This window comes from Flagellimonas sp. (assembly GCF_965215805.1).
Lineage (GTDB): Bacteria > Bacteroidota > Bacteroidia > Flavobacteriales > Flavobacteriaceae > Flagellimonas.
Genome location: NZ_OZ244124.1, coordinates 1,897,275 through 1,910,873 on the forward strand (window position 1 = coordinate 1,897,275; position 13,599 = coordinate 1,910,873).

The following is a 13,599-nucleotide window of genomic DNA, read 5'->3' on the forward strand; positions in this document are numbered from 1 at the left end:
AGATGAAAATCGGAATAGAAGGACAGCGACTTTTTAGGAAAAAGAAGCACGGAATGGACATGGTGGCCTTGGAATTGATCAAGAGCTTACAGGACATTGACCCGATCAATGAATACGTGATTTTTGTTAGACCCGATTTTGATGATGGTTGTATTCCCAAGGCCGATAATTTCAAGATTGTGGAATTGGAATCCAGGTGGGGGTATCCAGGATGGGAACAACTGGTTTTGCCAAGGGCAGCCAAAAAAGAAGGCTGTGACGTGCTGCATTGCACGAGTAATACAGGACCTCTTTTTTCAAGCGTACCGTTGATAACCACACTTCACGATATTATCTATCTGGAGAGCATTAGCCTGTTCAACAAAGAAGGTACATGGTACCAAAGATTGGGCAATATGTACCGTAGATATTTTGTGCCACCTGTCATTCGAAGAAGTAGGAAGGTCATAACCGTATCCAATTACGAGAAAGAGCGTATCAAAAAACACTTTGGGTTTAAGGACGATAGATTAACAGCCATATATAACGGAGTAGGGGCGCACTTTAAAAAAGTGGCCAATCCGGTACGATTGAACCGGATAAAAGAACAATATCAACTACCGAATAATTTCTTTTTCTTTTTGGGAAATACCGACCCAAAAAAGAATACTAAAGGGGTACTGAAGGCCTTTTCAGATTTCAACAAGATCTATCCAAACAAATACCGTTTGGTAATGCTGGATTATGATGAGGAAGAACTGCAAAAACTGTTGAATGCCATTGACGCTGCCGAAATAAGGGAGCTCATTCATCTTACTGGATATGTTCCAAATTCTGATTTACCCGCATTAATCAATCAGGCGATCATTTTCCTGTATCCTTCGCTTCGCGAAAGCTTTGGGATTCCCATTTTGGAGGGGATGGCCTGTGGTGTTCCGGTAATCACATCCAATACGTCATCCATGCCCGAAGTAGCGGGAGATGAAGCTGCATTGATTGTGGACCCAACGCGACCTTTGGAAATCACCGAAGCCATGAGGCGCTTGGTGGAGGACAAGATGCTAGCCAAATTGCTGTCTGAAAAGGGAATTGAAAGAGCCAAGGAATTTTCCTGGGATACCATGGCCAAGAATGTGCTCAAATTGTACGAGGAGGTATATGGGGAACTTAACAAAAATTAAAATGATCAAAGGACAGGACATCATTGTGGTAGGTATTCAGGCCTGGGATATTGAAATTGGAAGCAATTGTAAAAACATTGCAACTGAATTTGCAAAACACAATAGGGTACTCTATGTGAATCCACCTTTGGATCGAGCTACCCTAAGAAGGGATAGAAATTCGGAAAAAGTCCAAAAAAGGTTGCGGATCGCCAAAGGTGAAGACACGGGCTTGGTTCCCATTTCGGATAATCTTTGGAACCTATATCCTAAATCCTTGACGGAATCCATCAACTGGATTCCCTCCCATTTCCTGTTTAAAAAACTCAACAAGAGAAATGCCAGGCTTTTTTCCAATGATATTTTGGAGGCGATGGAGCAACTAAAATTCCAAAATGTGTTGCTATTCAATGATAGCTCCATGTTTTTGGGATTGCACCTTAAAAAACTTTTGAAACCACAGAGCTATACCTATTACATGCGGGATTACCTGATAAAGGTACCCTATTGGAGAAGGCATGGGGAGCGCATTGAACCCCAGGTTATTGAACTTGCGGATACCGTGGTAAACAACTCTACGTTGTATGCTGAATATGGAGCCAAGTATAACGCGAACAGCTATATGGTGGGGCAGGGTTGTGATGTTTCCTTGTTCAATGATGAAGACAATACCATAGAAATTCCCAAGGAATTCAAAGATATTCCAGGACCCGTTTTGGGTTATGTTGGGTATTTGACCAGTATGCGTTTGGACATTGAACTACTGGAGTATATGGCCAAGACCAAAAAGGAATGGAGTATCGTTTTGGTAGGTCCCGAAGATGAAGATTTTAAAAATTCTGATTTGCACCAACTAGATAATGTGTTCTTTCTCGGGAGTAAAGATGCTTCCGAGCTTCCAGCCTATGTAAAGGGTTTTGATATTGCCATGAATCCCCAGGTGGTCAACGATTGGACCATTGGAAACTATCCAAGGAAAATTGATGAGTATTTGGCCATGGGGAAGCCCACTTTGGCCACCAAGACCAAGGCTATGGAAATGTTCCAAGAGCATGTGTACTTGGGAAGTACCAAAGAAGAATATATCCAACTGGCTGAAAAAGCTTTGGAAGAAAACAGCGAAGAACTGCGGAACAAACGAATTGCTTTTGCCCAAAGTCATACTTGGGAAAACAATGTGAAGGCCATTTATGAGGCCATAAAAAAATCAGCTTAAAACAGGTGTTATGGGACTAAAAGACAAAATAAAGAACAGTGCAAAGATCAAAGGATTGGTACACTGGATGTTGGTTCCCAAAAATCAGGCTAGGCCCAGACGTTGGGTACGGTGGTTTGTCAATCCCTTTTATCATAAAAAGGGGAAGGGTGCCACAATATGCAGAAGAACCCGAATGGATGTTCTTCCGTGGAATACTTTTGAGCTGGGGTCCAATTCCACCATTGAGGATTTTTCTACTATCAATAATGGTGTGGGAGCAGTAAAAATTGGAAATCGTACCCGAATTGGTTTGGGCAATACCATTATTGGTCCTGTAACCATTGGTGACGATGTGCGATTGGCACAAAACATAGTCTTATCGGGACTAAACCACAACTACGAGGATGTGACCCAACCCATACATGCCCAAGGGGTATCCACCGCAACCATTGTTGTAGAGGAGGAAACCTGGATTGGGGCCAATTGTGTGGTAGTGGCTGGAGTGACCATAGGGAAGCATTGCATTATAGCAGGTGGGAGTGTGGTTACCAAGGATATTCCGCCTTATTCAGTAGCCGTAGGTAATCCGGCCAGAGTGGTAAAGAGCTATAATCACGGCACAGGGGAATGGGAAAAAGTTGCTAAAAAAAGTTTGGTTGCTGTATAACAATGGGAAAATGCAACAAAGGGATTTCACAGAAATAGTTGGAGATGGAGCGGAAGTGCGTTTCGCTTGGGCGAAAAAAAGCATGTAGCGAAAAATCTATCAACGGTTTTGTGACAAGGGAACAAAAATTTCCTTGAAATCATCTTGATTTTTTGGTTCGTTTTGTATCAAGACAAAATGAACAAAAGACTAAGGGAATGACTTAATAACATTCAGGAGCAAATCCTGAAATAAAAGAAAAGTAATGGAGGTTTTAAAAGTAGTATTCTGGATTTCATTATTTATAATTTTCTATTCCTATTTGGGATACGGCATTTTGTTGTTTGCCATAATAAAACTTAGGCGTTTATTGGGTTTGGGTAAACCTTTTACTGGAAACGAGGGTTATCAACCTGAGGTCACGTTGTTTATAACCGCCTTCAATGAAAAGGATTTTCTAGATCAAAAGGTGAAAAACTCCAAGAGTTTGGATTATCCACAGGATAAAGTGACACAAATCTGGGTAACCGATGGTTCGGATGATGGTACACCGGAACTGCTTCGCAAGTACGATGGAGTTGAGGTATACCATAAAGATGAAAGAGCTGGAAAAATTGCTGCCATGAACCGGGGAATGCACTTTGTGAAAACCCCTATTATTATTTTTTCCGATGCAAATACGGATTTAGGGAAGAATTCCATCAAGGAGATTGTGCGTTTGTTCCGTAACCCTAAAGTAGGTTGTGTTTCAGGAGAAAAACGAATCTATGCCAAGGAATCGGATAATGCGGCCGGTGCTGGAGAGGGAATGTATTGGAAATACGAATCCCAGCTTAAAAAATGGGATGCGGAATTGTACTCCGTAGTTGGGGCCGCAGGGGAATTGTTTGCTATTCGCACAGACCTTTGGCAGGAAGTTGAAAAAGATACGCTGCTGGACGATTTTATGATTTCCTTACGGGTGGCCATGTCCGGTTATACCATCCAATACAATCCAGAGGCCTATGCCATTGAAACCGCTTCGGCCAATGTAAAGGAAGAATTAAAACGAAAAATTCGGATATCAGCAGGCGGAATTCAATCCGTGGTGAGGTTGCGTCCATTGCTGAATTTCTTCAAGTATGGAACCTTATCTTTCCAATACATTTCCCATCGTGTTTTACGTTGGACGTTGACCCCATTGTTGTTGTTGCTGATTATACCCATGAACTTCATGCTAGCCCAACACGAAGGCTTGTTTGACTTTGGTTTGTTCAGCTTGCTGTTCTGGGGACAAGTATTGTTTTATGCAGCCGCCTTGTTGGGCTGGTTTTTGGAAAACCGACAAATTCGATTGAAGGTTCTTTTTATCCCGTACTACTTTTTTGTCATGAACCTTTCCGTGTTTTTAGGCTTTGGAAGATACTTGAAGGGAAATCAGTCTGTGAAATGGGAACGTGCAAAACGAGGTGTGCAGTCTGAAGTTGTAGCTTAATCTTGTTCCGAATAGATGGGTAAATCAAAATAAAAAGTACTGCCTTTGCCCACTTCACTTTTGATCTTTAGGGCACCTCCATTTTTCTGAACAAAGTTCTGACAAAGAATAAGACCTAATCCAGTGCCAGGTTCTTTCTCGGTTCCCAGTTTGCTAAAGTGTTCGTTGGGATTCAGAATTTTCTTGATATCCTCCTTGGGGATGCCATTTCCATTATCAACAATCTCAATAACAATGTTGTCTTTGCTGGTTTTACCATTTAACTTGATGAGACCATCCACAGGGGTAAACTTAATCGCATTGGACACAATATTTCGCAATACGGTCTTGATCATGTTGTTGTCCGCGAAGGCAAAAGTCTCTGCAGGAATATTGTTCTGCATTTCAATATGCTTGTGATCACTACCCAGTTTGAGAAGCCTAAAAGTTTGCTCCCCTAGATCATTAAGATCCAATTTTTCAGGAATCATTTGGATTTGGTCACTTTCAGATTTGGCCCAACCCAATAAATTTTGAAGCAAGTTCAAGGCCTCATCCATGGTCTTGAGAAGATCGTAAACCGTTTCATCCAGAAAATTATCGGCTTTGGGGTCAATAATACCTCGCATGATAAAATCCATTTTCAATTTTGCTGCACTCAAGGGAGATCTTAGATCATGACCTATAATGGAAAACATTCGATCCTTCAAATCATTGGATTGCTGCAGGTTTTTGGCTTGCTTTTCAATTTGGTTTTTGGCGCGAACCAGTTCTACGTGGGTTTGTATTCGGGCTACCAGTTCCTGTTCATTAAAAGGTTTGGTTACATAATCCACCCCTCCAACTTCAAAACCTTTGATTTTGTCCTTCACATTGACTTTGCCCGTGAGAAAAATAATGGGAATATCACGATACGTTTCAAACTCCTTTACCTTTTCGCAGAGTTCAAAGCCTTCAATACGTGGCATGATCACATCAAGAAGAATGAGATCTGGTTTTCGGGTCTCTAAAAGTTCAAAGAAATAGTCATCGTCACTAGTGCCTTCAAACTCAAAGTTGTATCGCTCTAAGATAAACCGAAGCAGTTCCAGGTTCAACTGTTCGTCGTCAACGGCAAGGATATAGGGTTTTTCCGTAACTTGGTTTTCCATTTAAGATATAAAGACCTATACGAAAGTAGGAAAAAGATTTTAGGATTGATAGGAATACCTTTCAAAGCCCATAGAATAAGACCCATAAATAGGTTCAAATGGCGTTTAAACCTATATTAAAGTGTTCCACCAACAAAAACCGGCTGTTCACAACATAAATTGAACGCGGTTAAAAAGTAGGATTATATTTACAAAACAAGTAATTAAATAAAATCTTCATGACTCATATCTTGGTAACCGGAGGGGCAGGATTTATCGGTTCCAACTTTGTCCCCTATTTCTTGGAAGCAAATCCCGATATCCATTTGGTCAATATAGACCTCCTAACGTATGCAGGAAACTTGGACAATCTTAAGGAAGTGGAAGGCCATGACCGATATACCTTTGTTAAAGGGGACATCTGTGACCGAAAACTCATTGAGGAGATTTTTGAAAAATATGATATAACAGGGGTAATCCATTTTGCTGCGGAATCCCATGTGGACAATTCCATTTCCAACCCGGATGCTTTTATGCAAACCAATATTTTGGGGACATTTAATCTGATTGATGTTGCCAAAAATCGTTGGATGGTAAGTCCAGGGGTTTATAAGGAAGCCTATAAGAATTCAAGATTTCACCATGTATCCACTGATGAGGTATATGGTACTTTGGGCAAGGAAGGTTTGTTTATGGAGACTACTCCGTATGCACCCAACAGTCCATATAGTGCGTCAAAAGCTTCTTCCGATTTCATTGTCAGAAGCTACCATCATACCTATGGTATGAACGTGGTGACCACCAATTGTTCCAACAATTATGGGCCCAAACAACACGATGAGAAATTAATTCCTACCATCATAAGAAAAGCATTATCTGGTGAGGCCGTTCCCATTTATGGCGATGGCTCCAACATTAGGGACTGGTTGTACGTGCTGGATCATTGTAAAGGAATTGCCCTGGCTTATGAAAATGGTGTTTCTGGGGAAACGTACAACATTGGTGGACGGAATGAACGGAACAATTTATACATTGCCCAGACCGTTTGCCAATTGTTGGATCAAAAACATCCTAAGGCCGATGGAACTTCTTACAAGGAATTGATTACCTATGTTAAGGATAGGGCAGGTCATGATTTTAGATATGCCATTGATGCTTCCAAAATAGAAAACAACCTAAAATGGAAGGCAGATGAAAATTTTGAAAGTGGTATAGACAAAACCATAGATTGGTATTTAAACAAGTTTATCCAAAACAAAACAAAAAGTCTGGCTTAGGACAATTAACCCCGAAGACATGAAAGGAATAATATTAGCAGGTGGCTCAGGAACTCGTTTGCACCCCATTACCTTGGCGGTGAGCAAACAGCTGATGCCCATCTATGACAAACCCATGATCTACTATCCGCTTTCCACGCTGATCGAGTCGGGAATTTGGGAAATATTGATTATTTCCACTCCCCATGACTTACCTATGTTCCAGCGTTTGTTGGGCGATGGGAGAAAATATGGCTGTAAATTTGAGTATGCCGTTCAGGATGAGCCCAACGGTTTGGCTGAAGCCTTTATCATTGGGGAAAAGTTTATTGGGGACGACAAAGTGGCCCTGATTTTGGGCGACAACATCTTCTATGGAACCGGATTGGAAACCCTGTTGCAATCCAATAACGACCCAGATGGAGGTATTATCTATGCGTACCACGTGAACGATCCTGAAAGGTATGGGGTAGTAGAGTTTGATGAGGAAGGCAATGTAATTTCGATAGAGGAAAAACCTAAAGAGCCAAAATCGAATTATGCGGTTCCTGGCATTTACTTTTATGATAATGATGTGGTGGAAATAGCCAAGAACATTGAGCCCAGTGCTCGAGGTGAATTGGAAATAACCGACATCAACCAAGAATATCTGAGAAGAGGTAAACTTAAAGTAAGCATAATGGACCGCGGAACGGCCTGGTTAGACACAGGTACCTTCAAGTCCTTGATGCAGGCCTCGCAGTTTGTGCAAGTCATTGAGGAAAGACAAGGACTAAAAATTGGCGCCATAGAATCCTCGGCCTATAAGATGGGCTTCATTACCAAAAGTCAGTTTAAGAAATTAACCGAGCCTTTTTTAAAGAGCGGTTACAGTGCCAAATTATTGGAAGTTTTAGCCTAGCCCATGGAAGTACATCAAACCAAAATAGAAGGTTGTTTTATCATAGAGCCCAAGGTCTTTGAAGACAAAAGAGGCTACTTTTTGGAAAGTTATAATCAGGAGAAGTTTGAATTGTTGACAGGCGCCAAACCCTATTTTGTGCAGGACAATGAGTCCTTTTCGGTGAAAGGGGTGCTCCGTGGACTCCACTTTCAGAAAGGGGAGCATGCACAGGCCAAACTGGTCCGTGTACTTGAAGGTGAGGTACTGGATGTAGCCGTTGATATAAGACCCAACTCCAAAACTTTTGGCAAGGTGGTCTCCACTTTGCTTTCCTCCCAAAACAAAAAACAAATGTTTATTCCCAGAGGATGTGCGCATGGTTTTGTAACTTTAAGTGACACGGCCAAATTCTCTTATAAATGCGATAATTTCTATAATGCCGAGTCGGAAGGGGGTATCATCTATAACGATCCAACCTTTAATATTGACTGGATTTTGAACAAAGAGGATTTGATCATATCGGATAAAGACAAGGTTCTCCCAGTTTTCAAGGAAGCGGTTCCACATTAAATGAAAAGTAAACTATGAAAATATTGGTCACAGGCGCATCCGGACAATTAGGAAGCACTTTTAAGGCATTGGTAGACGAAGGCAAAGTACAAGGTTTGGACTTTGTGTTCAAGTCCTCGTCCGAGCTGGATATCACTGATTTTGATGCGGTAAACGAAGAGCTGATTTCGTCAGACTATGCGTATTGCATTAACTGTGCAGCATTTACCAATGTGGATAAAGCCGAGGCGGAAAAAGAATTGGCCTATCGGGTAAACGTCAGCGGAGCTAGAAATCTGGCCCTCAATTGCAATGAAAGTAATACAGTACTTATTCATATTTCCACAGATTTTGTGTTTGACGGCTTTATGACAACCCCGTACTTAGAAGAAGATATTGCCCGACCCATTGGGTTTTATGGCGATACCAAGTACAAAGGGGAGCGGGCCATTATCAATAATTTGGAAGAGCATTTTATTCTCCGAACTTCTTGGCTGTACTCAGAATTTGGCCATAATTTTATGAAGACCATGATTCGGTTGGGAACAGATCGGGATGAACTTTCGGTTGTATATGATCAAGTGGGCACACCTACCTATGCCTTGGATTTGGCAGAAGTTGTGCTTCATATCATCAACGCCCATAGTATAGAGTATGGCGTGTACAATTATAGTAATGAAGGGGTGGCCAGTTGGTACGATTTTGCCAAAGCTATTTTTGACGGGTACAAGATTGATGTGGATTTAAAACCCATTCGTTCTGAAGAATATCCTACACCCGCAGAAAGACCCAAATTCAGTGTGTTGGATAAATCCAAGATCAAAACAACCTTTGGCTTGCAAATTCCGCACTGGAGGGATAGCCTTTCAGTTGCCTTAAAGGCATATTCCAAGATAAATATCTAACTGTTTCAATTCAAATCGACGGTTAGGTCCAATATGAATCTAGAGTCCCTTGACTTGTACATTATGGAAGGCATCCGCTTGCAAGCGAAGTAATTCCTCCGCCTTTTCCTTTTTGTAACGATACAACTCTTCTTCTCCTTTGATGTCCTCATAGATTTTTTGGTTAAGCTCACCGTCTGTTGAAAATAACAACTTGCGTTGTGCCACTTTTTGGGTTACCCAGGTGGCCACTACACTTTCCTGTTCTTCAAACTTATAGTCATATTCACCCTTGGGAGCCAGTAGTTTGGCAATTATGGGGGCGGTTTCTATGGCCAGGAACAATAAAAAGATGAAGAAGGATGGAAACCATGGAAGTTTTCCAAGGGCATTGATTCGCGCCATGAGCCCGTCAAAACCATCAATGATGGGTTGTGAGTCGGTTACTGCAGTGTTGTAGTCCACACCCAAGCTTGCAATTTGGCTTTCCAAAGCCTGAATTTTTTGTCCATTGGTTTCTTTAAGTTGGACCAATTCCGCCAAATAGGCATCATGTTTTTCCCGTTTTTCCTTGTATACTGGACCTTTGCCCAGCAATTTGGTTCCCGCTGTACCTTCGGCTTCGGAAATATAGATGTCATACAGGGTATTGGTTTCCGCTTCTTTGGCGGCTATTTCCGCTTTTAGGGTCCCAATTTCTTGATTGAGCGCCTCCACTTTCGGAGTGTATTGCAAAGCAATTTGTTCTTGATTGGCCAAAGTCATGGCGTTTTTCTCCTCTAATAAAACCTGATTGATTTCCTTTTCAAAAATTTTCATTTCAAGCGGTTTGGAAATCACCACCGCAATGATCATGGCCAAAATAATTCGGGGTGTGGCTTGGAGCAATTCACTTCTAAAGCTGTCTCTCTTCTTGATGGTGGACACAATGTATCGGTCCAAATTGAAAATCAGCAGACCCCATATAAATCCAAAGAAAATGGCTGTGTAAATGTTGTCGAAAACAGTATAAAGTGCATAGCCACTGGCAATAAAGGCCATCACAGCGGTAAAGAATACTGTGGCTCCAATGCCAGCATACTTATTGCGTTCCCCATTGGAACAAGTTTCTAAAATTTGGGTGTCCGCTCCTGAACAGAAAATAAAAAAGCCTTGTAACATGATAGTGCTCGTTTAGGTTTGTACTTGACTGCATACCGCTTTTGGGTCAAATACTCCCACGGAAGGTTGGTTTGGAAGGAATTTGGCCTTTTGAAATTTAAAAGCGATGTAATTAGAACGCAGTTTTGAACAATTTGTTACACAAATCACATGGAATGCAGATTCAAAACTATTTTCTAAGTGAAAATAAAGGGTAAAATACGCTTATCATTCATTATCTGTTGAACCTGAATGACTTGCTGTTAGCCATTACCTCTAAAATTTGATGTTGTGTGACTTGTGTTACTGTATTTGGTGGGGGAACAAGGTAATTTTGGGGTACTAAAACAGAGGTCATGAAAACAACGGTAGTAATTGGCGGAAACTTCGCAGGTATGACCGCCGCTTTGGAAATCAAAAGAAAGGGAAAAAAGGACCACAGGGTAATGGTAATTGACAAATCCCCGCTGTTTTTGTTTATACCATCACTGATTTGGGTACCTTTTGGTAGAAGGGAGATAAGGGATATATCCTTTAGGAAAGATTCTATTCTTAGGAAAAAAGGAGTAGAGTTTATCCAAGCCGAGGCATTAAAGGTAGATCCACAATTGCAAACGGTGATGACGACCAAGGGTGATTTTACCTATGATCATTTGGTGATTGCCACTGGACCAAAGGTCAAGTACGATGTGGCTCCGGGAGTTGGCGAGTATGCACATTACATAGGTACTCCCAATGGAGCAATGAAAACCCGAAAGGCACTTGAGGAATTCAAGAAGAACCCAGGGCCGGTAGTTATTGGGGCAACGCAGAATGCAGGATGTATGGGAGCGGCTTATGAATTCCTCTTTAATATTGAAAAGTGGTTACGGGAGCAGAAAATCAGGAAAAAAGTGGACTTGTATTGGGTTACGCCAGAAACTTTTTTGGGACATTTTGGAATAGATGGAATGACGGGGGGAGAAACCATGCTGAAAACCTTTATGAAAATATTCCATATTCATTACAGGACAGAGGTAGGGATTAAAGAGGTTTCGAAGGATTCGGTCACCTTAACCTCTGGGGAAACGATCAATAGTAGCTTTACCATGCTTATGCCACCTTTTATAGGGGTTGATTTTGTCCAAAACTCACCAGAGCTTGAACCTACCCAAACAGGATATTTACCTGTTGGTGAGGATTACCGTCACCCTAAATTTTCCAATATTTGGGCCGCAGGGATTGCGGTGGATGTAAAACTTCCTTTTAAACCGGGCAAGGTTCCTTTCTCTGGACCCAAAACAGGGTATCCATCAGATGAAACGGGAAAGATTGTGGCTGAAAATATTATAAGGGTAACCCAAGGTAAAACCAAACTAAAGAAAAAAGCTTGGGGAAAAATTCCAGGAATCTGTGTAATGGATGCTGGGAAAAAGGAAGTGATCATTATCAGCGATCATCTTTTTAAACCCAGAAATTTTGCAATAATGATTCCCAATGTACTGTATGATTTTTCCAAAGTACTTTTTGAGAAATATTTCCTTTGGAAAACAAGAAATGGGTATTCTCAATTACCCTAGGTTGGTTGTAGTTCAACAAGGGGCAACTTTTTAAGTTGCCCCTTGCTTGTTATGAAATATGCGACCAAATCTTAGGTTGACATAAGTTCTGTATAGTATTTGTAAAAATAGGGGATGGTCTCAATCCCTTTTAAGTAATTCCAAACTCCAAAATGCTCATTGGGGGAATGAATGGCATCACTGTCCAAACCAAAGCCCATTAAAATGGTTTTGCTTTCCAAAACCTGCTCAAAAAGAGCTACAATGGGAATGCTGCCCCCAGTACGCTCGGGTATGGGAGTCTTGCCAAAAGTGGTTTCGTATGCTTTGGCCGCGGCCTTATATCCAATACTATCGGTCTTTGTCACATAGGCAAGACCACCGTGGTGGGGCGTAACCTTAACTTTCACACTTGCAGGGGCAATGGATTCAAAGTGTTTGGTAAACAGTTCCGTAATTTCATCTGGATCTTGATCTGGGACCAAGCGCATGGATATTTTGGCGTAGGCTTTACTGGCAATCACAGTTTTGGCTCCTTCACCTGTGTATCCACCCCAAATACCGTTCACATCCAAGGTGGGACGGATGGAATAACGTTCCGAAGTGGTATAGCCCTTTTCCCCATGCACATCGGCAATGTCCAAAGCTTGTTTGTAGGCATCCAAACTAAAAGGAGCTTTGGCCATTTCTGCACGTTCTTCGGCTGATACTTCTTCCACCTTGTCATAAAATCCGGGAATGGTAATATGGTTGTTTTCATCGTGCAAGGATGCTATCATTTTGTTCAGCACATTAATGGGGTTGGGCACGGCTCCCCCATAAATACCGGAGTGCAAATCCCGATTTGGGCCAGTGACCTCTACCTCTACATAACTCAATCCGCGTAGACCCGTGGTGATGGAGGGAACATCATTGGCCATCATGCCCGTATCTGAAATAAGAATGATGTCATTGGACAGTTTTTCTCTGTTGGATTCCAAAAAGTCGGCCAAGCTATCGCTTCCCACCTCTTCTTCACCCTCAATCATAAACTTGACATTGCAGGGCAATTGGTCGTTTTTGATCATAAATTCCACGGCCTTTACATGCATGTACATCTGACCTTTATCATCGCAAGCTCCCCTTGCAAAAATTGCCCCCTCAGGGTGCAATTCGGTTTTCTTTATGACCGGCTCAAACGGGGGAGAGGTCCAAAGTTCCAGTGGATCTGGAGGTTGCACATCGTAATGGCCATAGACCAGCACGGTGGGGAGATTTGGATCTATTATTTTTTCCCCATAAACCACAGGGTATCCTTTGGTGTCACAAATTTCGGTTTGGTCGCAACCCGCTTCAATCAAGGATTTTTCCACAACTTTGGCGGTCTCCAAAACATCTTGGGAAAAAGCGGTATCAGCGCTTATTGAGGGAATTTTAAGTAGTTCGACCAATTCACTTATGAAGCGGTCTTTATGGGTTTCAATGTAGTTTTTTATTTGTTCCATTTAGCATTTTATAAGGGTACTAAATGTACAAAAAACAAGTTTTTAAAAAGAGAGTATTTACTAATCGGAAAATTGATTTATATTTGCACTCCTTTTGCGGGTGTGGTGGAATTGGTAGACACGCTAGACTTAGGATCTAGTGCCGCGAGGCGTGGGGGTTCGACTCCCTTCACCCGCACGAAACAACCTCTCTATTTTATAGTGGGGTTTTTTTATGCCTTGCCTCAAAATTTTGAGAGCTTTTTTATTTACCAACTTTTCCCAAATCCATTGGATGCAAATTACGTGCATCATTTCAA

At 41.7% G+C, this 13,599-nt stretch carries 12 protein-coding genes and 1 tRNA gene; 10 read left to right on the forward strand and 3 right to left on the reverse strand.

Annotation, left to right across the window (positions count from 1 at the left end; genetic code table 11):
• Positions 1-2: 2 nt before the first annotated feature.
• The 4 genes from ACOOE0_RS08350 to ACOOE0_RS08365 all read left to right on the forward strand — a co-directional run bounded on the left by ACOOE0_RS08350 (position 3) and on the right by ACOOE0_RS08365 (position 4,457).
• Positions 3-1,160 (forward strand): glycosyltransferase family 4 protein, encoded by a 1,158-nt coding sequence (locus tag ACOOE0_RS08350; protein ID WP_420402013.1) that lies wholly within the window; start codon positions 3-5, stop codon positions 1,158-1,160.
• A 1-nt stretch (position 1,161) separates the two neighbouring features.
• Entirely contained in the window at positions 1,162-2,355 is a 1,194-nt protein-coding gene (locus tag ACOOE0_RS08355; protein ID WP_420402014.1) for a glycosyltransferase, read from the forward strand.
• Positions 2,356-2,365: 10 nt separating this feature from the next.
• Positions 2,366-3,004, forward strand: coding sequence for an acyltransferase (locus ACOOE0_RS08360; RefSeq protein WP_420402015.1), 639 nt, complete (start codon positions 2,366-2,368; stop codon positions 3,002-3,004).
• Positions 3,005-3,248: 244 nt separating this feature from the next.
• Positions 3,249-4,457, forward strand: coding sequence for a glycosyltransferase family 2 protein (locus tag ACOOE0_RS08365; RefSeq protein ID WP_420402016.1), 1,209 nt, complete (start codon positions 3,249-3,251; stop codon positions 4,455-4,457).
• Here ACOOE0_RS08365 and ACOOE0_RS08370 read toward each other — a convergent pair.
• Positions 4,454-5,587, reverse strand: a complete 1,134-nt coding sequence (locus ACOOE0_RS08370) for a hybrid sensor histidine kinase/response regulator (RefSeq protein WP_420402017.1) — start codon at positions 5,585-5,587, stop codon at positions 4,454-4,456. The genes ACOOE0_RS08365 and ACOOE0_RS08370 overlap by 4 nt on opposite strands.
• Positions 5,588-5,805: 218 nt before the next feature.
• On the opposite strand from ACOOE0_RS08370, the gene rfbB reads away from it, so the two are divergent.
• The 4 genes from rfbB to rfbD are packed head-to-tail and all read left to right on the forward strand — an operon-like array spanning position 5,806 to position 9,159.
• Complete coding sequence (rfbB, locus tag ACOOE0_RS08375) at positions 5,806-6,843, forward strand: dTDP-glucose 4,6-dehydratase (RefSeq protein WP_420402018.1); 1,038 nt, start codon at positions 5,806-5,808, stop codon at positions 6,841-6,843.
• Between the two features lie 19 nt (positions 6,844-6,862).
• Entirely contained in the window at positions 6,863-7,723 is an 861-nt protein-coding gene (gene rfbA, locus ACOOE0_RS08380) for a glucose-1-phosphate thymidylyltransferase RfbA (protein ID WP_420402019.1), read from the forward strand.
• Positions 7,724-7,726: 3 nt separating this feature from the next.
• Positions 7,727-8,275, forward strand: coding sequence for a dTDP-4-dehydrorhamnose 3,5-epimerase (gene rfbC / locus ACOOE0_RS08385; RefSeq protein WP_420402020.1), 549 nt, complete (start codon positions 7,727-7,729; stop codon positions 8,273-8,275).
• Between the two features lie 14 nt (positions 8,276-8,289).
• Positions 8,290-9,159 carry a dTDP-4-dehydrorhamnose reductase gene (rfbD, locus tag ACOOE0_RS08390; RefSeq protein WP_420402021.1) on the forward strand — a complete coding sequence of 290 codons (870 nt, stop codon included), beginning with the start codon at positions 8,290-8,292 and terminating at the stop codon, positions 9,157-9,159.
• A 39-nt stretch (positions 9,160-9,198) separates the two neighbouring features.
• On the opposite strand, the gene ACOOE0_RS08395 is transcribed toward rfbD, so the two are convergent.
• A complete protein-coding gene (locus ACOOE0_RS08395) occupies positions 9,199-10,299 on the reverse strand; it encodes a DUF4407 domain-containing protein (protein WP_420402022.1) in 1,101 nt (366 codons plus the stop codon).
• A 335-nt stretch (positions 10,300-10,634) separates the two neighbouring features.
• On the opposite strand from ACOOE0_RS08395, the gene ACOOE0_RS08400 reads away from it, so the two are divergent.
• Entirely contained in the window at positions 10,635-11,837 is a 1,203-nt protein-coding gene (locus tag ACOOE0_RS08400) for an NAD(P)/FAD-dependent oxidoreductase (RefSeq protein WP_420402023.1), read from the forward strand.
• 71 nt (positions 11,838-11,908) lie between these two features.
• Here the strand turns inward: ACOOE0_RS08400 and ACOOE0_RS08405 are convergent, their stop codons facing one another.
• Positions 11,909-13,300: a dipeptidase gene (locus ACOOE0_RS08405; protein WP_420402024.1), complete on the reverse strand. Its 1,392-nt coding sequence runs from the start codon at positions 13,298-13,300 to the stop codon at positions 11,909-11,911.
• Positions 13,301-13,396: 96 nt separating this feature from the next.
• Here ACOOE0_RS08405 and ACOOE0_RS08410 point away from each other — a divergent pair.
• Positions 13,397-13,478: transfer RNA gene (locus ACOOE0_RS08410), tRNA-Leu, on the forward strand.
• Positions 13,479-13,599: the final 121 nt, after the last annotated feature.

What these genes read in the sequence shown, in the direction of transcription:
- ACOOE0_RS08355 (WP_420402014.1), top strand. Translation starts at nt 1,162, where the DNA reads ATGATCAAAGGACAGGACATCATTGTGGTAGGTATTCAGGCCTGGGAT.
- ACOOE0_RS08360 (WP_420402015.1), top strand. Translation starts at nt 2,366, where the DNA reads ATGGGACTAAAAGACAAAATAAAGAACAGTGCAAAGATCAAAGGATTG.
- rfbC (WP_420402020.1), top strand. Translation starts at nt 7,727, where the DNA reads ATGGAAGTACATCAAACCAAAATAGAAGGTTGTTTTATCATAGAGCCC.
- rfbA (WP_420402019.1), top strand. Translation starts at nt 6,863, where the DNA reads ATGAAAGGAATAATATTAGCAGGTGGCTCAGGAACTCGTTTGCACCCC.
- ACOOE0_RS08365 (WP_420402016.1), top strand. Translation starts at nt 3,249, where the DNA reads ATGGAGGTTTTAAAAGTAGTATTCTGGATTTCATTATTTATAATTTTC.
- ACOOE0_RS08350 (WP_420402013.1), top strand. Translation starts at nt 3, where the DNA reads ATGAAAATCGGAATAGAAGGACAGCGACTTTTTAGGAAAAAGAAGCAC.
- ACOOE0_RS08400 (WP_420402023.1), top strand. Translation starts at nt 10,635, where the DNA reads ATGAAAACAACGGTAGTAATTGGCGGAAACTTCGCAGGTATGACCGCC.
- ACOOE0_RS08395 (WP_420402022.1), bottom strand. Translation starts at nt 10,299, where the DNA reads ATGTTACAAGGCTTTTTTATTTTCTGTTCAGGAGCGGACACCCAAATT.
- ACOOE0_RS08370 (WP_420402017.1), bottom strand. Translation starts at nt 5,587, where the DNA reads ATGGAAAACCAAGTTACGGAAAAACCCTATATCCTTGCCGTTGACGAC.
- rfbD (WP_420402021.1), top strand. Translation starts at nt 8,290, where the DNA reads ATGAAAATATTGGTCACAGGCGCATCCGGACAATTAGGAAGCACTTTT.
- ACOOE0_RS08405 (WP_420402024.1), bottom strand. Translation starts at nt 13,300, where the DNA reads ATGGAACAAATAAAAAACTACATTGAAACCCATAAAGACCGCTTCATA.
- rfbB (WP_420402018.1), top strand. Translation starts at nt 5,806, where the DNA reads ATGACTCATATCTTGGTAACCGGAGGGGCAGGATTTATCGGTTCCAAC.